Here is a 21,591-nt window from a genome sequence, read left to right as displayed (position 1 = left end):
TCTTTTCAAACGTAAAATTATGAAGACGATATATAAACTGATGGCGCTTCTGCCCGTGGTCTGCGGATTTACGGCCTGCGAAGACGATGTGGACAACGCCGAATCACGACACAACTTCGTGATCGGCATCGAGGCTTCGGCCGAGACCCTGATCCTGAACGAAGCGGAGGAGAACGAAACCGCCCTCAACATCTCGTGGACGCCTGCGGCCGATTACGGCGAGGACTACATCGTGACCTACGAATACAAGATTTCGGTGGTGGGCAGCAAGGCCGATGCCATTACCGAATATGAGGACACCGGCTTCTTCGAGCGGGAATACACCAACGCCGATTTGCAGGACCTGATCGTCAACAAGTTCGGGATGCTGACCAGCTCGTACAGCGACGTCAGGTTCACCATCACGGCGAAGTTCGACGGACCGCGGCTCATCGTTCCCGACGAGGCTTCGGTGACGGTCCGCGTGAAGACCTACGGGGCCAAGCAGTTCGAGGCCGACGAGCTCTACATGAACGGTTCGGCGTTCGAGGCGCCCGTACAGCTCACGGCATCGGAGACCAATGCACGCCTTTATGTCTGGACGGGAGCCCTCAAGGCGGGTACGATCTACTTCCCGGTGGTTTACGGCGATGAGAACAACGTCATCGTGCCGGCTTCGGGTCTGAATACGGACATCACCGAGGTGCCGATGGATGCCACGGTCGTCGGTGCCGACGAGAACTACGGAACTTGGAAGATTTCCGCTGCCGACGATTACCGCGTTACGGTGAACTTCGACACCAAGACCGTGACGATCATCCCCACGTCGAGCATCGTCGAGATCGACAAGATCTACCTCGGCGGTTCGGCGGCTCCGGAGGCCGAGCTTGAGGTCGCACAGACGCTCGAAGACGCATCGGTATACGCATACCGCGGTGAGCTGAAGGCCGGTAACCTCTATCTGCCGATCCTCTTCAACGAGAAGACCGAGATGTCGTTCGTGCCGGCTTCGGGCGACGACATCCACGACGGACAGGCTTCGTCCTATGTACAGGTAGCCACCTCGGCGGCACAGGCCGGCAAGCACTGGACGATCCCCGCCGACGGCACCTACCGAATCGTCATCGACCTGACGGCCAAGACGATTACGTTCCGCTCGGCGGCCAACGACCTGAAGAATACGGAGGTTTCGTTTAATAAGACCTATGATAACGACGGTACTCCCGCTCAGAACCCGTATACCATGGAAGTAACCGAGTTGTGGATGTACGGAACGTTCAACAACTACGGCACGGATTCGGGCTTCTTCGTGGGCTTCCAGTCGAAGTACACGCTCAAGCAGTCGCTTGCCAACCCCAATATCTTCGTCTACAAGGGTTCGGTGCTGCCGCGCAACACGGCCAACGACGACAACAACAAGGGTGCGGGAGCTCCGGCCAAGGCGCAGACTGCGACCGTGAACTTCAAGGTCAACCGCTGGAACAATAACGTATTCTGCTACGGCTCGACTGCCGATGCCAAGCGCAACGACCACTCGGGTTATGTCGACGCCGTGCTCAACAAATCGGAAACGATCGCCGGAGGTCAGGGAGACAACCGTTATGCGTTCTTCCGGATTCCCGAAGGATGCAACTACGTCGTGGTCGACATCGAGAAGATGACCGTCGTATTCGACAAGAGAGAGTAACCGCTAAAACCGTAAGACCGTGATAGAAACACGATCAACGATATCTTTATCCGCTGCGAGGGAGCAATATATTGCTCCCTCGGCGGAGATATCGACCATCAGGATTGAGGCGGGATTCGCCGCGAGCAAAGAGCAGGTTGACGCATGGGGCAACGGTATCGACGATGCCGACGAAACCGATTGGGGAACCTTTTAACTGCTGAGACGATGAAAAAGTACAGCATAAAGGTTTCACTCTGCGCCGCAGCCGTCGCGCTGTGCGCATGCTCGAACAGCGACGATATAAAGAATCCCGGACCCGAGGCCGACGACGTTCGCATTGTGAACCTCACGGCCGTATCTCCCCAGACACGCACGCATTTCGGCGACAAGGACGGCAATGCCTATCCCGTGATGTGGGATGCCGACGACCAGATACGCGTAAGTATCAATTCGCAGGATACGGGCAGTGGAAACAAATACAAGGACTCCCACGAGACGGTCGTTGCCGAAGGCGGCAAAACGGCTTCGTTCTCGGTCAAACTGCTCAATACGACGAAGCCGGAGAGGTATGTCTATTATGCCTATACGCCGATCGACCATGCTTACGAGGAGGACAATTCGGTGCACAGCGGAGGGTTTTATGGCAATCCCGACGATCGTGTACGGCTGTGGATTCCGACCGTGCAGACCCCGACGGCCACGACGGTCGACCGGTTTGCACAGGTGCTTTTCGGCGAGTCGGCCGACTGCGGTTCGTATGATGTCAATCCGACGCTGCGCTTCCGGCATTTCACGGCCTACGGCAAGCTGAGCCTGACGAACCTCGCGCTCGACGCGGGCGACGCCGTTAAGACGGTGACGCTTACGGCGTCCGCCAACAACCTGACGGGCGGCTATGTGCACAACCCCGTGACCGGAGAAACCATTGACGAATCGAGTACCCATTCGCGCGAGTTGCAGATCGTGACCTCGGCGGCCGAGGGACTGTGGTTCGGCTGTTTCGCAGGCGTTGACGGCACGAATGACCTGTCGGATACGTCGTTGACGGTCAAAGTAGTGACCGAGAATCTGGTGACTTTCACCCGGGTGGTGGACCTGACGGGCAAGGCGTTGAAATTCGAGGCCGGCAAGGTCGCGGCGTTCAGCGTCGATATGGCTTCGGCCGACAAGGTGACTCCCGTCGAGGATAAAAAGCTGGAAGCCTATGTCGATTTCGGCGAAAAAACAAGCGGTACTCCGTGGTACGACTATACGGCTCCAAATACGCAACTTAAGCTCAACGATGCCGACGACTTTGAGACCGCCGTTTTGCTGGAAGCTTCTGCTAACTTTTCAGCATGGGGTGGTGCGACTGCGGAACCGAACAAGACGATCGTTTCGAATGGTATCGAATGGCCGTTGAGCGTATGGCGCGATGCACTGGTAATCTCCGGTACGAAAAACGAGGGAAATGTAGGGCCGGCAACTGTGAAACTTTCGGGGCTGGACAAGGATAAGACCTACAAAGTCGTGCTGCTTTCGGTTCGTTACAATGGTAGTACCAACGCTCGCGAAACCCAATTTACCGTTGTTGGAGCAAAGGCTTCGGGTACGACAAAAATCAAAAGCGGGATCAAAATTGGCTCAGATGGTTACCAGTCATGGGATGTGATTCCCTTCGACAATTTTACGGCCGTTTATACGGGTATAGCGCCCGATGCGGAGGGTTGCATTTCGATCGAAGTCGTGGGTATCGATACGAAAATGGCTGCTGAAGGCCATTTGAACGCAATGTATATCGCCGAGGAATAGGATAAGAGCCCAAACCGATTAACTTTGAGGTTGCTGAACAAACTACTTATGAGAAAGAATCTGATTATCATGCTGCTGTTTTTGATCGGCGGCCTCGATGCGGTCGCCGGCTCCCTCTTTGTCGAGGCCGAAAGTTTCTCCGACAAAGGCGGATGGGTCGTCGACCAGCAGTTTACCGACCTGATGGGATCGCCCTATCTGCTGGCGCACGGCGCGGGAACGCCCGTCGCTCCGGCCCGAACGGACATTACGATCCCCGGGGACGGAGTCTATCAGGTGTGGGTGCGGACCTACAACTGGACGGCTCCGTGGACCTCGCAGCCCGGGCCCGGAAAGTTCCGGGTGCGCATCGGCCGCAAACTGCTCGCGGAGACCGTCGGCGATACGGGCAGCGGCTGGGAGTGGCAGAACGCCGGTAAGATCCGGCTCCGCAAGGGGCCGACTTCGCTGGCGCTCGAAGACCTGACGGGCTTCGACGGCCGCTGTGACGCCGTATACCTCACCGACCGTCCCGGCGATGTGCCGCCCGCTGACATCGAGGAACTTGCGGCGTTCCGCCGGGAGGCGTCCGGAGCGGGCGCCCCGCGCGAGGAGCGTTTCGACTTCGTGGTGGTCGGCGGAGGCATTGCGGGCATGTGCGCTGCGGTGAGCGCCGCTCGTGAAGGGTGCGGACGCGTGGCGCTGGTCAACGACCGTCCCGTGCTCGGCGGCAACAACAGCTCGGAGGTGCGCGTGCATCTGGGCGGCTACATCGAGACGGGCCGCTATCCGATGCTGGGCCGCATGATCCGCGAATTCGGCCACACGAAGGCCGGGAACGCGCAGCCGGCGTCGAACTACGAGGACGACAGCAAACAGCGATTCATCGACGGAGAGCAGAACGTGACGCTGCTGGCCCCGTACCGCGCCGTCGAGGTGCGTATGGAGGGACGGAAGATCGCGGCCGTGCTCGTCCGCCACATCGAGACGGGCGAGGAGATATGGCTCGACGCGCCGATCTTTTCGGACTGCACGGGCGACGGGACGATCGGCTATATGGCCGGGGCCGATTACCGCATGGGACGCGAGTCCCGCGCGGAGTTCGGCGAGCCGCTGGCTCCCGAAACCGCCGACAGCATGGTGATGGGCTCTTCGGTGCAGTGGTACTCGGCGAAGGTGGACAAGGCACATGCGAAATTCCCCGAGTTCTCGTACGGCGTGGTCTTCGACGAGGAGAACAGCGAGAAGGTGAACTTCGGCGAGTGGAAATGGGAGACGGGGCTGAACCGCAACCAGATCACCGAGGCCGAGCGAATCCGTGACTACGGTCTGCTGGTGATCTATTCGAACTGGAGTTTCCTGAAGAACCATTACTCGCAGAAGGAGAAGTTCGCCGACCGCAATTTGGACTGGGTGGGCTACATTGCCGGCAAGCGCGAATCGCGCCGCCTGCTGGGCGACTACATCCTCAAGCAGGACGATATCGACAAGGATGTCTTCCACGAGGACGGTTCGTTCACGACGAGCTGGGCCATCGACCTCCACTTCCCCGACAAGACGAATGCCGCCCGGTTCCCCGAGGACCCGTTCAAGGCCGCGACCGTTCACAACTGGATCAAACCCTACGCCGTGCCTTACCGCTGTCTCTATTCGCGCAATGTGGAGAACCTCTTTATGGCCGGACGCAATATCAGCGTCACGCATGTGGCACTCGGTACGGTGCGCGTCATGCGCACGACGGGCATGATGGGCGAGGTGGTCGGCATGGCGGCGGCGATCTGCCACCGTCACGGCTGTCTGCCCCGCGCGGTCTACACCGACTATTTGCAGGAGCTCAGGGACTCGATGGCCAAGGGCGCCTACGATCCCGATGCAAAACTCAACAACCAAAAATTCAACCATCCCAACACGATACTCGACGTACCCGCCGGTATCTCGGGACATAGATAACGACATGAAACGACCGATTCCGGCCGGCTCCGTTCTGGCTGTTGTATTACTGACCTTTTCGACCCTCTTTGGCGGCGCTGCCGCTATGGCGGGGAGCCCGTATGCCCGTTTGCAGGGCGACACCCTGCTCGTGCTCGGCAACGACCTCGTCGAGCGCCGGTTCGAGTGGAACGGGGGAAACCTGAAGACCCGTTCGCTCGAGGACAAGACCACGGGGGCGAAGCATGTCGCTGCCCGGGCGCTGCCCGATTTCGTCTTTACGCCGAATGCCGCCGGAAAGGGCGCCGGAGGCCGTTTGGAGGTCGAGCGCATTCCGCAGTCGGTGTGTGCCCCGGCCTATCTCCGGGCCCGCGTGGAGTATACGCTCGACGGGCTGGACATCCGGCGCGAGTTCCACATCTGGGCCGACGCTCCGGCCATCGCCTGCCACACATGGCTCCGGCTTTCGGGGGCGGCGGCGCCTGCGGCTACGCTGGACGCACGGGCGGGCGAGGACAACGCCGCCGACCGCAAGAACATCGAGGCCAAGGCCGACATGGCGGTCAAATCCTCGGCGGCGATTCTCGATCAGTTGAATTTCAAGGGGGTGCACTGGCACGCCCGCGCCGTGGAGTTCGCCGACGTCACGGACTGGAACGACAACCTCGTCTGGGAGCGCGACATCATCTCCTACCGCAAGAACAGCTACCGCGGCAACCTGCTCTTCGTGCGCAACGGTGTCGACGGCAACGGGTTCTTCTGGCTCAAGGAGGCGCCCTCGTCGGCCGTGCAACTGGCTTACGGCAGGGGTGATTTCACGGCCGATTTCGGGGCGTTCGCCGTGACGGGCATCGGCGTGGAGGGCCGGGACCTTTCGTGCGAGTGGGTGCGCGCCTACTCGGTGGTGACGGGGGTCTTCGGCGAGGGCGAACTCGCTGCGCTCACGGCCCTGCGCCGCTATCAGAAGCAGATACGCGCTCCGCGCGACGGGCGTGACGAGATGGTGATGATGAACACTTGGGGCGACCGCAGTCAGGACACGAAGGTCAACGAGCGCTTCTGTCTGGAGGAGCTCGAGCGTGCGGCGCGGCTGGGCATCACCCATTTCCAGATCGACGACGGCTGGCAGGAGGGCAAAAGCCCCAACTCGGCGCTGGCGAAAGGCTCGTTCAAAAACATCTGGGACAATCCCGATTACTGGAAACCCGCGAAGGACAAATATCCCAACGGCTTGGCGCCCATCGTCAAGCGGGCGCACGAGCTGGGCATCGAGGTGGGACTGTGGTTCAATCCGAGCGTGCAGAACGATTTCGAGGCGTGGGAGAAGGACGCCGAGGCCATTTTGGACCTTTACCGGAAATACGGCGTCAAGGTCTTCAAGATCGACGGACTGACGATCCCGACGAAGCGGGCCGAGACCAACCTCCGGCGGCTGTTCGACACGGTCGTCGAGCAGTCGGGCGGCGATGTGCTGTTCAACCTCGACGCCACGGCGTCGCGGCGCGGAGGATACCACATGTTCAACGAATACGGCAACATTTTCCTCGAGAACCGCTATACCGACTGGCAGAATTACTATCCTTACCGCACGCTGCGCAACATCTGGCAGTTGAGCCGTTATGTTCCGGCCGAGCGCATCCAAGTCGAGTTCCTGAACAAGTGGCGCAATGCCGACAAGTATGCCGGCGATCCGTTCGCACCCGCCGTCCACGGATTCGACTACCTCTTTGCGACGACTCTGGCCGGCCAGCCGCTGGCGTGGCTCGAATCGCAGAACTTGCCCGACGAAGCGTTCGGCATCGCCCCGCTGGTGGCGGCTTACAGACGCGTCGCCGCGCAGTTCCACGCCGGGATCATCCTGCCCGTCGGGGAGGAGCCCTCGGGACGTTCGTGGACCGGATTCCAGTCCATTGTTTCGGACAGCGAAGGCTACCTGCTGTTGTACCGCGAGGCCACGCCGTCGGACACGGGCACGGTCGACACGTTCCTGCCCGAAGGCACGCGGATCACGCTGGAGCGTGTGCTCGGATACGGAGCCGCAGCCGACAGACAGACCGTCGGCCGGAACGGTGCGCTGCGCGTGACGCTGCCTGCCGGGAACACCTTCGCACTCTACAAATACACGATCGGAAAGTAAGATGAAGCGATTTCACACACTGCTCACAGCGGTCCTGCTCTGCACGGCCGCAGTGACTCCGGCCGCCGCACAGCCGGCCATGACGAACGTATACGGGCGCGACTGCCAGTTGCTCAACGGCAAGTGGGCGGCCATCATCGACCCTTATGACCAAGGCGTGCCCAAGGAGATATTCCTCAACCGCACGCCACAGAACGATACCGAGTTCTTCGAATACGCTTTCGAGGGCGGTTTGCGGCTGGAGGTTCCGGGCGACTGGAATTCGCAGAGCCCCGAGCTGAAATATTACGAGGGGACCGTCTGGTATGCCCGCCACCTCATGGTCGGGACCAGCGCCGTGCAGCCTGCCGAAGGCATCTGCGCAACGGCTGTCGAGGCACCGCGCGACGGCGAGCGGATGTTCCTCTATTTCGGTGCGGTGAACTACCGCTGCAACGTCTATCTCAACGGGAAGAAAATATGTACCCACGAGGGCGGTTTCACGCCCTTCGAAGTCGAGATAGGGGGACTGCTCCGGGACGGTGACAACTTTCTGGCCGTCGAGGTCGACAACCGCCGCCGTCCGGACGCCATTCCGGCGATGGCTTTCGACTGGTGGAACTACGGCGGCATCACGCGCGACGTGATGATTGTCCGCACCCCGAAGACCTTCATCCGCGACTATTTCCTGCGGCTCGACAAGGCGTCGGACAGCCGGCTGCTGCTGAGCGTCGACCTCTCGGAGCCCGTCGCCGGGGAGGTGTCGCTGCAAATCCCCGAGCTGGGGATCGACAAGACGCTGCGCACCGATGCACAGGGGCACGGCGAAACGAGTATTGATGTCAAAAAGCTGAAACTCTGGTCGCCCGAGGCGCCGTATCTTTACGACGTGCGGCTCGTGTGCGGCGGCTCGCCGCTCGACGACCGCATCGGCTTCCGCCGCATCACGGTCGACGGCACGAAGATACTGGTCAACGGCCGCGAAACGTTCATGCGCAGCATCTCGTTCCACGAGGAGATTCCCCAGCGCATGGGCCGTGCCTGCAGCCGGGCCGATGCGCGGATGCTGCTCGCGGAGGTGCAGGACCTCGGGGCCAACATGGTGCGTCTGGCGCACTATCCCCAGAACGAATACACGGTGCGCATGGCCGAGGAGATGGGCATCCTGCTGTGGGAGGAGATCCCGATCTGGCAGGGCATCGACTTCACGGACAAGGCGACCGCCGAAAAGGCGCACGCCATGCTGCGCGAGATGATCGCCCGCGACAAGAACCGCTGTGCCATCGGTTTCTGGGGCATTGCCAACGAAACACGCCCTTCGGCGGCGCGCGACGCTTTCCTGACGTCGCTGCTCGAAGCGGGCAAGGCGCTCGACGAGAACCGGCTGTTCGTGGCGGCCTTCGACAACGCCTACTATATGGAAAAGAGCGACCGGTTCGAGATGCACGACGATTTCACGCGCCTGCTGGACGTCGTCGCCGTGAACAAATACATGGGCTGGTATGCCCCGTGGCCCAAGGACCCGGGGACGATACACTGGGATATCTGCACGGACAAGCCGCTGATTATTTCGGAGTTCGGCTGCGAGGCGCAGTACGGACAGCACGGCGACCGGCATCGCGCCTCGTCGTGGAGCGAGGAGTATCAGGAGCAGCTCTATATCGACAATCTGGCCATGTTCGCCAACATCCCCAATCTGGCCGGCATTTCGCCGTGGATCCTGTTCGATTTCCGATCGCCCTACCGTTTCCATCCGACCAATCAGGAGGGCTGGAACCGCAAGGGTCTCCTCTCGGACCGCGGACAGCGCAAAAAAGCGTGGCATGTGATCCACGACTATTACCGCTCGAAACAGGCGGAGCAATCGAAAAGGAAATAACACCAAATCACTGACCGAACCATGAAAAGAATATTCAAACTGCTGTGTTACGCCACCCTGATGGGCGCTCTCGTGATGGGCGCCTGCACCGAGTCGTCGGCCGATGAGGACCAGACCGAGCAGGGCGGTTCCGGGGAGAAGCCCGATCCCGATCCGGACCCCGAACCCGGGCCGCCGGACCCGCTCGAAGACGGCAAGCTGTGCATTTTGGCCATCGGCAACAGCTTCTCGCAGGATGCCGTCGAGCAGTATCTTTACGAGCTCTTCGAGGCGGCCGGCATCAAGGCCGTCATCGGCAACATGTATATCGGCGGCTGTTCGCTCGAAACGCATTGGTCGCACGCCCAGAGCGGAAAGGGGGCATACGCCTACCGCAAGGTTGCGGACGGCGTCAAGCGTGAACAGTCCAATGTGGCCCTGACGACGGCTCTTGCCGACGAGAAGTGGGATTTCGTGACCCTGCAGCAGGCCAGCGGCAAGTCGGGCGTGTACAGTTCGTACAATCCTTATCTTCCCAATCTGATCGCCTACCTGAAGGGCAAGGTCGACGTGCCGGTCTGGTTCCACCAGACATGGGCCTACATGCAGGGCTCGAACCATGCTGAGTTCCCGACCTACGGCAGCGACCAGATGACCATGTACAACGCCATCATGTCGGCCGTGCAGCAGGCCATGTCCGACAACAAGGAGCTGGCGGGCGTCATCCCCTCGGGGACGGCCATCCAGAACGCCCGCACCTCGTTTTTCGGCGACACGTTCAACCGCGACGGCTACCACCTCGAAACCACTTACGGCCGCTATACGGCCGCCTGTACATGGTTCGAGGCTTTCTCGGGCAAATCGGTCGTGGGCAACGCCTATGCTCCGACGACGATCGACAAGACAGCTAAGGAGATCGCCCAGCATGCCGCCCATGCGGCGGTTGCGAAGCCTTATGCCGTTACCGTGCTCACGGATTACCAGAAGCCTCCCGTAGTCGAAGGTCCTCTCACGGCGGCCGTCTATGTCGACTTCGGCGGCAACTCGTCGCCCTCGCCTTGGAACACCGTTTCGGCGAAGGGTGCCGCTGACGTGACCCTGAAAGATGCGAACGACACCTATACGAGCGCAACACTCTCGATTTCGCCCGCATTCTCCGACTCGTTCGGCGGCGCAGGCTCGGAACCCGCATCGAACATCGTTTCGGGCGGCATAACTTGGCCCAAGTCGGCTTGGGCCGATTCGTTCGTGGTGGACGGTACGGTGGGAGCCGGCGACAGCGCTCCGGTGACGGTCACCATCTCGGGGTTGACCGCGACCCAGCCGTTGGACGTCACTGTACTGGCGACCCGCTACAACGGCACGCGGACAGCCCGTACGACCGATTTCACGCTCACCGGTGCGGCACAGGCCGGCGGTCGGATTCAGCAGGGCATACGCCTCGGCAGCGGTGCGGGGCAATATCCTGCGTGGGATGATGTGCCCTTTGAGGAATACACGCTGACATTCAGTGGTGTAAGTCCGTCGGCGGATGGAAAGCTGCAACTGTCGGTAAAGGGCGTCGACGTCGGTTCGACGGTCGTGCAGGGCAACATCTCGGCCATGTGCATCGCTCCGGCAAATTAAGTAACGCAACGTTTACGATAACTCCATGAAACGACTTTTTTTTCGCCGTATTCTTGCGGCGCTCCTGCTGATCCTGCTCGGGACGGGCGTTCAGGCCCGGCCTTCGGGCGTTGCGGCCGCCGACCGGCCCCTGAAAATTCTGGCCATCGGCAACAGTTTCTCGCAGGACGCCGTCGAGCAATACCTCTGGAATCTGTTCGATGCCGCGGGCATCGATGCCGTGATCGGCAACATGTATATCGGCGGTTGTCCGCTCGAACGCCACTGGAACAATGCCGCGGGTGATACGGCGGCATACACCTACCGCAAGATCGTCGACGGCGTGCGCACCGAGACGAAGGAGATGACTCTCGGCCGGGCCCTCGGGGACGAGGAGTGGGACATCGTCACGCTTCAGCAGGCCAGCGGTAAATCGGGGCGTTATGTGACTTACCAGCCCTATCTGCGCGACCTGATCGCCTACGTCACGCGGCTGGCCGCCAATCCCGGGCTGAAGATTTATTTCCACCAGACGTGGGCCTATGCCGAGAATGCGAAGCATCAGGAGTTCAAGCTCTACGGCAACAGCCAGCGGAAGATGTACGAAAGCATCCTGCTGAGCACCCGGTGCGCGATGGACGACAGCCCGCAGTTGTGCGGCATCATCCCTTCGGGAACGGCCATCCAGAACGCCCGGACCACGCCGCAGGGCGACACGTTCAACCGCGACGGCTATCACCTCGAACTGACTTACGGCCGTTACACGGCTGCCTGCACATGGTTCGAAGCGCTGTCGGGGCGGTCGGTCGAGGGCAACGCATACGCTCCGGAGACGATCACTCCGCAGCAGAAACGCTGGGCCCAGTTGGCGGCGCATTATGCCGTGGAGCGTCCCTTTGCGGTCACGACCTACGAGGACATGCTCGTCGAGGAGCGGGTGGACAGCCTGCTGGCGCTGATGACGCTCGACGAGAAGATTCTGCAGCTCAACCAGTACACCGCCGGGCGCAACGACAACGAAAACAACATCGGCGAGGTCGTGAAGAAAATCCCCGCCGGGATCGGTTCGCTGATCCTGTTCAGCGAGGACCCCGCTACGCGCAACGCCATCCAGCGTCACGCCGTGAACGATTCGCGGCTGGGTATTCCCATCCTTTTCGGATACGATGTCATCCACGGATTCCGGGCCGTTACGCCCATTCCGCTGGCGCAGGGCGCTTCGTGGAACACGGATTTGACCGCCAAGATTTGCGCCGATGCCGCGCGCGAGGCTTACTACACGGGTATCGACTGGACCTTCTCGCCGATGGTCGACGTGGCCCGCGACCCCCGCTGGGGGCGTGTGGCCGAGGGTTACGGCGAGGACCCCTACCTGACGGCGCGTTTCGGAGAGGCTTCGGTGCGCGGCTATCAGGGCGACGACCTCTCGGCCGAGGGCACGATCGCGGCCTGCCTGAAACACTTCGTCGGTTACGGCGCTTCGGAGGCCGGGCGCGACTATGTGCCGACCGAGATTTCGCGCCAGTCGCTCTGGGACACCTACCTGCCGCCGTTCGAGGCCGGCATCAGGGCCGGTGCGGCGACTGTCATGAGCGCGTTCAATATCCTGAGCGGCGTGCCGGCCTCGGCCGACCGCTATACGATGACCGAGGTTCTCAAAGATCGCTGGGGCCACGACGGGTTCGTCGTTTCGGACTGGGACGCCGTGCGCCAACTGGTCAATCAGGGACATGCCGCGAACGACAGGGAGGCTTGTGTGAAGGCCTTCAACGCGGGGCTCGAGATGGACATGGTCGACGATATTTACCGCCGTCACATGAGCGGTCTGGTCGAAGAGGGGCGCATATCGACGGCCCGGATCGACGATGCCGTGCGGCGTGTCCTGCGGGTGAAGTTCCGCCTCGGACTTTTCGAGAAACCCTATGTCGAGGAGCTGCCCGAGTCGCAGCGCGTATTGCAGCCCGAAGCCCTCGAAAATGCCTTGCAGATGGCCGTGGAGTCGATGGTGCTGCTCAAGAACGACGGGGCCGCGCTGCCGCTGGCTGCCGCGGCGAAGATCGCGCTCATGGGTCCTTTGGCCGACAACGGCGAGGACCTGCTGGGTTCGTGGTACGGACGCGGACGCGGCGGGGAGGTGACGACGGTCCGGCAGGGGCTTGAAAAGACTTTCGGCCATATTGCTTATTGGGGCGGGGCGTCGTTCGAGACCGCACCGACGCCGAAGGAGCTGAAAGCGGCGTGCACCCTCGCGGCGAAATCAGATGCCGTGGTGCTGTGTCTGGGCGAGAAGCGCCGGTGGAGCGGCGAAAACGCCTCGCGTTCCGCCATTACGATCCCCGAAGCGCAGATGGAACTGCTGGAAGCCGTCTCGGCTGCCGCGCGGCGTGCGCACAAGCCCGTCGTGGTGGTGCTTTTCAACGGCCGTGCGCTGGACGTTACGGCCATTGAGCCGCTGGCCGACGCCATCCTCGAAGCATGGCAGCCGGGTGTGACGGGCGGCGATGCCGTTGCCGCGCTGCTCTGCGGCAAGGAGAACCCCTCGGGACGCCTGACGCTGACTTTTCCCCGCAGTGTGGGCCAGATCCCCATTTACTACAACCACCGCAACAGCGGTCGTCTGAACCGGCAGGGACTCTATCAGGACATTCCGAGCACGCCGTTCTACGAATTCGGTTACGGACTGAGCTACACGACATTCACCTATGCCGCGCCGACGCTCAGGGCCCTGCTCAAGGACGGCAGCGAAACGGAGGTCGGCGCGGAGCCGCTGAAACTTTCGGACGTGGTGCGCCTGACGGCCTGCGTCGAGGTGCGCAACGACGGGAAGATGGACGGACGCGAGGTCGTGCAGTGGTACATCACCGACCCTTACTGCGACATAACCCGCCCGGTCAGGGAGCTGCGGCATTTCGAGAAACGCATGATCGGGGCCGGTGCTGCGCAGGCTTTCACTTTCGAGATCGACCCGATGACCGATCTGGGATTCATCGACGGCACGGGGCGGCGCTTCATCGAACCGGGGCTGTTTACGCTCCGGGTCGGCGGGCACAAATTGGATTTTACGTTGGAATAACATTAAACTATGAATAAAATGACTGTTGCAAAATCAGGTATATGGGCCGCTCTGGCGGCGTTACTCATCGCGGGCGGCTGCTCCAAAGGCGAAGAGGGCGAGGGCCCGGGCGGGGACGACGGCTCGGGAATCGAGGTCACGGTCACGCCCGACCGCGAGACGATGTACCGCAATCCCTTCTCGGGGTGGGTGCTCTACTCCGGGCTGGGCGACGGATTGGCCGACGACTACTGGGAGCAGTACGACCATCTGCAATGTCCCTCCGTTCCGGGAGGTTATGTCAAGGTGTCGGACTATGCGTCGATGCTGCTGATCCGCGTGCGCTGGTCGGACGCCAACCCCGAGCGCGGGGTGTACATCTGGGACGACGGCGTCAACACCAAGCAGGCGCAGCGCCTGCGCATGCTGATGGAGGGCGCCAAGGAACGCGGACTGAAACTGGCGTTCAACTTCACGGCCGACAGCCGCCAATTCCACTACAACATCGTTCCCGAGTATGTCCGCGAAGATATCGAGGCCGCGGGTCGGACGGTTTACGAATCGACGACCGGAACGGCTTCCCATGTGTGGACGCCCTATCCCGACGATCCGATCTTCCAGAAGCACTATGCGGAGTTTATGAAGGCCTTTGCCAAGAAGTTCGACGATCCGGACCTGACGGCCTTCATCGGCGGATTCGGCATCGGCCTGTGGGGCGAATACCACACCTGCATCTACTCGACGGGCGACGAAACGCCGCGCGAGGCGGTGTTCGACTGGCTCACCAACCTATGGGCCGATACGTTCAAGAACGTGCCCGTGGCCTGTCAGGTTCACCGCTGGCTGGGCAGCACGAGGCAGTCGTGGGGAGCGGGCGAGTACGATCCCGACTCCGAACGGCTGATCCGCAAGGCCGTCGCACTCGGCTACTCGCTGCAAAGTGCGGCATTCGGCATGCACACCTATTTCTCGGACTGGGAGAAGAACGTGCTGCTGAGCAACCGTTACACCTGCCCGATCGCTTCGGAGGGAGGCTGGGTGAGGGCCTCGCATTCGCTGGCGGCCATTCAGGCCGACGGCTATAAGGACTGGGGCGATGTCCGCCGCGGCGAGTACGAGGACGCCATCGGCTCGTGTGTCAACACCATGGATTTCCGCTACAACAGCAACATCTCTGTCGGCGAGACGTGGTCGTGGTTCAACGAGGGTTATTCCTATGTGCTGAAATTCATCCGCGAGGGGTGCTACCGCCTCTATCCCGACCGCCTGACGATGCCCGACAAGGTGAAAGCCGGGCAGCAGGCCACCATTGCGCATCGCTGGATCAATCTCGGGTATTCCTACTGCCCGTCGAACCTGCCCCAGTATCACGACAAGTACAAGGTGGCGTTCGCACTGCTCGATCCCGCGACGAAACGCCCCGTGAAACTCTATTTCGACGCGCAGGCGAAGCCCTGCGACTGGCGGAAGGGCGCTCCCGCGCGCTATACGTTCAAGTTCGACGTCGGGACGGTCGCCGCCGGCGCCTACAAGTGGGCCGTAGCCATCGTGGATACCTCGAAAGAGAACACGCCGGGCATTCGGATCGCCGCCAAGGAGGGAGTCACGGCCGACGGCTGGGTGGAACTCTGCGACGTGGAAGTACAATAAGTTGAGAACAAACCGATAAAACGACATGAACCGACTGCTCATCGCCCTGTGCGCCCTATGTACGGCCGCGACGCTCCGCGCACAAAACCCGCGTAACGAAGAGCTGCTCACCGACTGGCAGTTCCGCAACGACCACGACATCGGGCGCACCGACGGATGGCGGCAGGTGGAGATACCTCATGACTGGTCCATCACGGGGCCGTTCTCGCGCGAGAACGACCTGCAGGAGGTGGCCGTCATTCAGGACGGCGAGACGACCTCGTCGGTCAAGACGGGACGCACGGGCGGACTGCCCTATGTCGGCAAGGGGGCTTACCGGCGGACATTGCATATTGATACGGTCGGAGATCGGCGTTATGTGCTGTTGTTCGACGGCGCGATGAGCGAGGCCCGCGTGCTGGTCAACGGCCGCGAGGTCTGCTTCTGGCCCTACGGTTACAGTGCCTTCTGGTGCGAGATCACCGACGCCCTGCATGCGGGCGGGAATGAACTCGCCGTGTTGCTGGAGAACCGGCCGCAGTCGTCGCGCTGGTATCCGGGCGCGGGTCTTTACCGCGAGGTGCGGCTGCTGGAACTCGCGCCGGTGCATGTGCCGGTATGGGGGACGCAGGTGCTGACGCCCTATGTCGGCAAAGACTATGCTTCGGTGACCCTGCGCACGAAACTCGACGGCCTGAAGGAGGGCGAAACGGTCGAGATCGAGACTGCGGTGCGCAATGCCGCGGGCGCGGTCGTTGCGACAAAGACCGACCGTCGGCAGCCGGCTTACGGGCAGCCTTTCGAACAGCATCTGACGGTCGACCGGCCCGAGTTGTGGTCGCCCGAGACCCCGGCGCTCTACACCGCCGAATCGCGGGTCCGCGTGGGCGGGGTCGAGGTGGACCGTTACACGACCCGTTTCGGCATCCGTACGATCGAGGTTCGCGCCGACAAGGGTTTCTTCCTGAACGGCGAGCTGCGTCCTTTCAAGGGAGTATGCCTGCATCACGACTTGGGGCCGCTTGGGGCCGCCGTGAACCGGGCCGCCATCCGCCGTCAGCTCACGATGCTCCGGGACATGGGCTGCAACGCCGTCCGCACGTCGCACAACATGCCGGCCGAGGCGCTGGTCGAACTGTGCGACGAGATGGGATTCATGGTGATGGTCGAGCCGTTCGACGAGTGGGAGGTGGCCAAGTGCAGGAACGGTTATCACCGCTATTTCGACGAGTGGGTCGAACGCGACTTGGTGAACATGCTGCACCATTTCCGCAACAATCCGTCGGTGGTGATGTGGTCGGTCGGCAACGAGGTGCCGACGCAGTGGGAGCCCGAAGGCTACCGGATGGGGTTGCGCCTGCAGGCCATCTGTCACCGCGAGGATGCGACGCGCCCGGTGACGTGCGGGATGGACCAGTTGGACGCCGTGCTGTCGAACGGCTTTGCGGCGATTTACGACATTCCGGGGCTCAACTACCGGGTGCACCGCTACCGCGAAGCCTACGAGCGGCTGCCGCAAAACGTCGTACTCGGTTCGGAAACCGCTTCGACGGTCAGTTCGCGCGGCGTATATCATTTCCCGGTGGAGTATGCCACCAACAAACAGCACGGCGACCACCAGTCGTCGGGCTACGATGTCGAATGCTGTGCGTGGTCGAACCTGCCCGACGACGATTTCGCCGCCGCCGAGGACATGCCGTGGCTGCTCGGGCAGTTCGTATGGACCGGGTTCGACTATCTGGGCGAACCCACGCCTTACAACAACGACGCATGGCCCAACCACAGTTCGATGTTCGGGATCATCGACCTCGCATCGCTGCCCAAGGATCGTTACTGGCTCTACCGCAGCGTTTGGAACACGCAGTCGCCGACGCTGCACATACTGCCCCACTGGAACTGGAAAGGACGTGAGGGCGAGGTTACGCCCGTCTTCGTCTACACGTCATACCCTTCGGCCGAACTCTTCATCAACGGCAGGAGCCAAGGCGTGCGAAGCAAGAACCGCAACAGCAACATGGAGCGTTTCCGCCTTATGTGGAACGAGGTGCGCTACGAGCCGGGCGAGGTGCGTGTGGTGGCGTATGATTCCGAGGGGCGGCAGGCAGCCGAGCGTGTCGTGCGCACGGCGGGCAAGCCCTATGCCCTGCGGCTGACGGCCGATCGCACGGTGCTTGCGGCCGACGGCCGCGATCTGGCCTATGTCACGGTCAGCGTCGTGGACAAGGCGGGCAATCCGGTGCCGACGGACAGCCGGGAGGTGCGTTTCGAGGTCGGCGGAGCGGGGCGGTTCGTCGCCGTGGCCAACGGCGACCCGACGTCGCTCGAATCGTTCTGCGAGCCGCATATGCATCTGTTCAGCGGTCAACTGACCGCCATTGTCGGCAGCAAGGATGCGGGTGGCGAAATGACGCTCCGGGCCACGGCGGCAGGCGTGAAGCCCTGCACGCTGCGCATTCGGGTTCAATAATCTGCTGTCCGGGTCGATTCCGGGTGCAATCCGTTACATAGTGAATGTCCAGTCGTCGCCGCGGCTGAGGGAGGGATCGAACCGGAAGCCCTCCCATTCGAAGGCTTGAAGTGCTTCGGGGGCGGTGATCCGGTTTTTCAATATGTGCCGCGTCATCTCCCCGCGGCACATTTTCGTATAAATAACAATGGTTTTCAGCCGGTCGCCTTCGCGGATGCGGAACTCCGGGGTGATGACCCGCGCTTCGCGGCAGATGCGTTTCCAGTCGAACAGCCGTTTCATCTCCCCGCTGGCGAGGTTGACGAGGATGCCGTCGTCGTGCCGGATTTTGTCGATCAGGGCGTCGGTCAGCCGTTCGTGCCAGTAGGCGAAGACGGTCTGTTCGTCGTGGCCGGGCAGCACGGCGTCGCCTTCGAGCCGGTAGGGGCGGATGGCGTCCAGCGGGCGGAGCAGTCCGTAGAGGAACGAGGTGATGTTGAGGTGCTGTTGGGCGTATTCGAAATCGGCGGCGGAGAAACCGGCCGGGTCGATGCGTTTGAAGACGATGCCCGTGTAGGCCGCGAGGGCCGGGAGGGCCGCCGTGTCGCTGTCGTGGAAACGGCGGTAGCGCAGGTGGTTCTCGGCGGCGATGCGGCGGTTGACGCGCAGGAGCCGGGCCAGTTCGTCGGTAGGGAGCGTCGCCAGTTCGGCGGCCAGTTGCCGTGCTTCGGCAAGATGGGCCGGAACCGTGGTGCGGGGCGTCGGGACGGAGCTCTGCTCCGCCATCGTCTTGGCGCAGGAGAGGAGTATCTGCATGGCGGTCAGGCTACGGAGCAGGGGATGCCGAGGGCTTCGACGCGTGCGGCGATGGCCTGCAAATCGGCTTTGGAAACCTTTTCGAGCGTTTGGCAGGGTGTGTCGCGGTCGAGCGAGTAGACCATCACCTGCCGCGGGCGGATTTCAGCGACCAGTTTCAGCCACGCCGCAACCTCCTCTTCGGTGGTATTGTCGATAGGCTTTCCGTCGCACGACCCGCGCAGGAACATCGTCTGCAGGATCATCTTTCCCTCGAAACGTTTCATCTCCTCGACGATGCCCCGGACCGTGTAGGCCGGGCTTTGCGGGTTGTTCATCCGCCGCACCGTCTCGTCGAACGCCGAGTCGAGTTTGAGGATGTTGTTGTCCACGCGCAGCAGGGCCCGGCGGACGCTGTCGCGGTGGATTTGCGTGGCGTTGGAGAGCACCGAGACCTTGGCCGCGGGGCACAACTCATCGCGCAGGGCCAGCGTGTCGCCGATGACGGCCTCGAATTCGGGATGCATGGTCGGTTCGCCGTTGCCGGCGAAGGTGATGACGTCGGGCGGAGTGCCGTCGGCCACCATCTGCCGCAGGGTGGCTTCGAGCTGGGTGCGGACCTCCTCGCGGGCATTGAAACGGCGCGCTCCGGGGTGCTCGGCATTCCAGCCGCACTCGCAGTAGATGCAGTCGAACGAGCAGAGTTTCGACGCCGTGGGCAGCAGGTTGACCCCCAGCGAGAGGCCCAGCCGCCGCGAATGCACCGGGCCGAAGATGATGTCATGGAATAGCGATGTCATAGGGCAAAGATAGTGCAAGCCGAGTGCAAAAGCAAGTTTACTTGCATTTTGCCGAGGCGCCGCCTGTCTAAGGCGAAGTCAAAGATAGTGCAAGCCGGGTGCCGAACCAAATTTATTTGTTCGGCCGTGTGATGGTCGGAAAGGCCGCTGACCGGCGTTTAAAATCTTAAAATAGGTATAAATGCGTATCCGTGCGGAATAAAAAACGGCTACTTTTGACTGCTAATTGTGTTTTATTTATACTTTTGTGCGTCCGAAACGGAAAAATCGTACATAAACTTATAATTACAAGATAAAATGGTTGATATTTTTTCACGCCTCGAGAAGAATGCGGGCGGACCGATCGGTCAGTATATGTCGTATGCCCACGGTTATTACGCCTTCCCCAAACTCGAAGGCGACATCGGTCCCCACATGGTTTTCCGGGGCAAGAAGATGCTCAACTGGAGCCTGAACAACTACCTCGGACTGGCGAACCATCCCGAGGTGCGCAAGGCGGATGCCGAGGGCGCCGCTCAGTTCGGCATGGCCGCCCCGATGGGCGCCCGCATGATGAGCGGACAGACCGTTTACCACGAGCGGCTGGAGCGTGAGCTCGCCGAGTTCGTCGGCAAGGAGGATGCCTTCCTGCTCAACTTCGGTTATCAGGGCATGATCTCGATCATCGACTGTCTGCTGACTCCGCGCGACGTGGTCGTCTACGACGCCGAGGCGCACGCCTGCATCATCGACGGTCTGCGTCTGCACAAGGGCAAGCGTTTCGTGTTCGGCCACAACGACATGGATTCGCTGCGCCTGCAGTTGCAGCATGCCACGGATCTGGCCGAGGAGCAGAACGGCGGCGTGCTGGTGATTACCGAGGGCGTATTCGGCATGAAGGGCGATCTGGGCAAGCTGGACGAGATCGTCGCGCTGAAGAAGGATTTCCAGTTCCGCCTGCTGGTGGACGACGCCCACGGCTTCGGTACGATGGGCCCGGAGGGTCGCGGTACGGCGGCTCATTTCGGCGTCGTCGACGGCGTGGACGTGCTCTTCAATACGTTCGCCAAGTCGATGGCCGGGATCGGTGCCTTTGTGAGCGGTCCCCGCTGGCTGATCAACCTGCTGCGCTATAACATGCGTTCGCAGCTTTACGCCAAGTCGCTCCCGATGCCGATGGTGATCGGTGCGCTGAAGCGTCTGGAGTTGATTCGCAACCACCCCGAATTCCAGCAGAAGCTCTGGGAGATTGTCCGCGTGCTCCAGAGCAGTCTGAAGGAGAACGGTTTCGAGATCGGCGTGACCAACTCGCCCGTGACCCCCGTCTTCCTGAAGGGCGGTATCACCGAGGCCACGAATCTGGTCGTAGACCTGCGTGAGAACCACGGTATTTTCTGCTCGATGGTGGTTTACCCCGTGATCCCGAAGGGCGAGATCATCCTGCGCATCATTCCTACGGCGGTGCATACGCTGGAGGATGTAAAGGTGACGATCGAGGCTTTCAAGGCCGTCCGTGACAAACTCGAAAGCGGCTATTACGCTTCGATGCCCATTCCGGCCCGTGCCGACGAGGGTTTCAAGGTCCGCTGATTCGGGGCAGGGGCTTCGGCCCTGCCTGCTGCATAGAACATCCCCGGTTCGTGAGAGCCGGGGATGTTTCGTTCGAAGACAAAAAACGCCTGAAAATTTTGCAGAATAATTTTTTTCATTTTATATTTGCAGTCCCGAAACGCAGGAAACGACGGTTTCCGGAATGTGGGAGCAAATTGCGGAAATAGCTCAGTTGGTAGAGCGCAACCTTGCCAAGGTTGAGGTCGCGGGTCCGAGTCCCGTTTTCCGCTCACGATAAGCGAGTGATAATCAATGAATTATCGCTCGTTTTTCTTTTTCTGCCGTGTGTTACAGACGTCCGATGTGTAACACGAAATGGCTTCCAAACGGCCTTTTTACGGCTCTTCCTCCCC

The 21,591-nt window shown here is 61.3% G+C and carries 13 protein-coding genes and 1 tRNA gene; 12 read left to right on the top strand and 2 right to left on the bottom strand.

Features of this window, described 5'->3' with window-relative positions; translation table 11 throughout:
* Nucleotides 1–19 precede the first annotated feature (19 nt).
* The 10 genes from BN5935_RS03350 to BN5935_RS03310 are packed head-to-tail and all read left to right on the top strand — an operon-like array spanning nucleotide 20 to nucleotide 18,074.
* Nucleotides 20–1,666: a SusE domain-containing protein gene (locus tag BN5935_RS03350; RefSeq protein ID WP_064974850.1), complete on the top strand. Its 1,647-nt coding sequence runs from the start codon at nucleotides 20–22 to the stop codon at nucleotides 1,664–1,666.
* A gap of 19 nt (nucleotides 1,667–1,685) precedes the next feature.
* Entirely contained in the window at nucleotides 1,686–1,862 is a 177-nt protein-coding gene (locus BN5935_RS15075) for a hypothetical protein (protein WP_157377873.1), read from the top strand.
* A gap of 11 nt (nucleotides 1,863–1,873) precedes the next feature.
* The gene (locus BN5935_RS03345; RefSeq protein ID WP_064974849.1) at nucleotides 1,874–3,439 is read left to right on the top strand and encodes a hypothetical protein; all 1,566 of its coding nucleotides are present in this window, start codon (nucleotides 1,874–1,876) and stop codon (nucleotides 3,437–3,439) included.
* A gap of 48 nt (nucleotides 3,440–3,487) precedes the next feature.
* Nucleotides 3,488–5,368: an FAD-dependent oxidoreductase gene (locus BN5935_RS03340; RefSeq protein ID WP_064974848.1), complete on the top strand. Its 1,881-nt coding sequence runs from the start codon at nucleotides 3,488–3,490 to the stop codon at nucleotides 5,366–5,368.
* A 4-nt stretch (nucleotides 5,369–5,372) separates the two neighbouring features.
* A complete protein-coding gene (locus BN5935_RS03335) occupies nucleotides 5,373–7,484 on the top strand; it encodes an alpha-galactosidase (RefSeq protein ID WP_064974847.1) in 2,112 nt (703 codons plus the stop codon).
* Nucleotide 7,485: 1 nt separating this feature from the next.
* Complete coding sequence (locus BN5935_RS03330; RefSeq protein WP_064974846.1) at nucleotides 7,486–9,342, top strand: glycoside hydrolase family 2 protein; 1,857 nt, start codon at nucleotides 7,486–7,488, stop codon at nucleotides 9,340–9,342.
* 21 nt (nucleotides 9,343–9,363) lie between these two features.
* Nucleotides 9,364–10,947, top strand: coding sequence for a DUF4886 domain-containing protein (locus BN5935_RS03325; RefSeq protein ID WP_235820996.1), 1,584 nt, complete (start codon nucleotides 9,364–9,366; stop codon nucleotides 10,945–10,947).
* Nucleotides 10,948–10,972: 25 nt separating this feature from the next.
* Nucleotides 10,973–13,999, top strand: coding sequence for a DUF4886 domain-containing protein (locus BN5935_RS03320; protein WP_064974845.1), 3,027 nt, complete (start codon nucleotides 10,973–10,975; stop codon nucleotides 13,997–13,999).
* An 18-nt stretch (nucleotides 14,000–14,017) separates the two neighbouring features.
* A complete protein-coding gene (locus tag BN5935_RS03315) occupies nucleotides 14,018–15,628 on the top strand; it encodes a DUF4832 domain-containing protein (protein WP_235820995.1) in 1,611 nt (536 codons plus the stop codon).
* Nucleotides 15,629–15,653: 25 nt separating this feature from the next.
* Nucleotides 15,654–18,074 carry a glycoside hydrolase family 2 TIM barrel-domain containing protein gene (locus tag BN5935_RS03310; RefSeq protein WP_064974843.1) on the top strand — a complete coding sequence of 807 codons (2,421 nt, stop codon included), beginning with the start codon at nucleotides 15,654–15,656 and terminating at the stop codon, nucleotides 18,072–18,074.
* 33 nt (nucleotides 18,075–18,107) lie between these two features.
* Here the strand turns inward: BN5935_RS03310 and BN5935_RS03305 are convergent, their stop codons facing one another.
* Together BN5935_RS03305 and BN5935_RS03300 are read right to left on the bottom strand one after the other, a co-directional pair.
* Nucleotides 18,108–18,869 (bottom strand): YaaA family protein, encoded by a 762-nt coding sequence (locus tag BN5935_RS03305; protein ID WP_064974842.1) that lies wholly within the window; start codon nucleotides 18,867–18,869, stop codon nucleotides 18,108–18,110.
* A 5-nt stretch (nucleotides 18,870–18,874) separates the two neighbouring features.
* Complete coding sequence (locus tag BN5935_RS03300) at nucleotides 18,875–19,648, bottom strand: radical SAM protein (RefSeq protein ID WP_064974841.1); 774 nt, start codon at nucleotides 19,646–19,648, stop codon at nucleotides 18,875–18,877.
* 297 nt (nucleotides 19,649–19,945) lie between these two features.
* On the opposite strand from BN5935_RS03300, the gene BN5935_RS03295 reads away from it, so the two are divergent.
* On the top strand, nucleotides 19,946–21,217 hold the full coding sequence (locus BN5935_RS03295; RefSeq protein WP_064974840.1) for an aminotransferase class I/II-fold pyridoxal phosphate-dependent enzyme: 1,272 nt from the start codon (nucleotides 19,946–19,948) through the stop codon (nucleotides 21,215–21,217).
* A gap of 178 nt (nucleotides 21,218–21,395) precedes the next feature.
* Nucleotides 21,396–21,468: transfer RNA gene (locus BN5935_RS03290), tRNA-Gly, on the top strand.
* The last annotated feature ends 123 nt before the right edge of the window (nucleotides 21,469–21,591 follow it).

It is taken from the genome of Alistipes provencensis (assembly GCF_900083545.1).
GTDB classification, from domain to species: Bacteria; Bacteroidota; Bacteroidia; order Bacteroidales; family Rikenellaceae; genus Alistipes; species Alistipes provencensis.
The sequence above is the reverse complement of the archived record's forward strand: the minus strand, read 5'-3'. Positions and strand labels throughout refer to the sequence as shown.

What these genes read in the sequence shown, in the direction of transcription:
- BN5935_RS03350 (WP_064974850.1), top strand. Translation starts at nt 20, where the DNA reads ATGAAGACGATATATAAACTGATGGCGCTTCTGCCCGTGGTCTGCGGA.
- BN5935_RS03345 (WP_064974849.1), top strand. Translation starts at nt 1,874, where the DNA reads ATGAAAAAGTACAGCATAAAGGTTTCACTCTGCGCCGCAGCCGTCGCG.
- BN5935_RS03340 (WP_064974848.1), top strand. Translation starts at nt 3,488, where the DNA reads ATGAGAAAGAATCTGATTATCATGCTGCTGTTTTTGATCGGCGGCCTC.
- BN5935_RS03335 (WP_064974847.1), top strand. Translation starts at nt 5,373, where the DNA reads ATGAAACGACCGATTCCGGCCGGCTCCGTTCTGGCTGTTGTATTACTG.
- BN5935_RS03330 (WP_064974846.1), top strand. Translation starts at nt 7,486, where the DNA reads ATGAAGCGATTTCACACACTGCTCACAGCGGTCCTGCTCTGCACGGCC.
- BN5935_RS03325 (WP_235820996.1), top strand. Translation starts at nt 9,364, where the DNA reads ATGAAAAGAATATTCAAACTGCTGTGTTACGCCACCCTGATGGGCGCT.
- BN5935_RS03320 (WP_064974845.1), top strand. Translation starts at nt 10,973, where the DNA reads ATGAAACGACTTTTTTTTCGCCGTATTCTTGCGGCGCTCCTGCTGATC.
- BN5935_RS03315 (WP_235820995.1), top strand. Translation starts at nt 14,018, where the DNA reads ATGACTGTTGCAAAATCAGGTATATGGGCCGCTCTGGCGGCGTTACTC.
- BN5935_RS03310 (WP_064974843.1), top strand. Translation starts at nt 15,654, where the DNA reads ATGAACCGACTGCTCATCGCCCTGTGCGCCCTATGTACGGCCGCGACG.
- BN5935_RS03305 (WP_064974842.1), bottom strand. Translation starts at nt 18,869, where the DNA reads ATGCAGATACTCCTCTCCTGCGCCAAGACGATGGCGGAGCAGAGCTCC.
- BN5935_RS03300 (WP_064974841.1), bottom strand. Translation starts at nt 19,648, where the DNA reads ATGACATCGCTATTCCATGACATCATCTTCGGCCCGGTGCATTCGCGG.
- BN5935_RS03295 (WP_064974840.1), top strand. Translation starts at nt 19,946, where the DNA reads ATGGTTGATATTTTTTCACGCCTCGAGAAGAATGCGGGCGGACCGATC.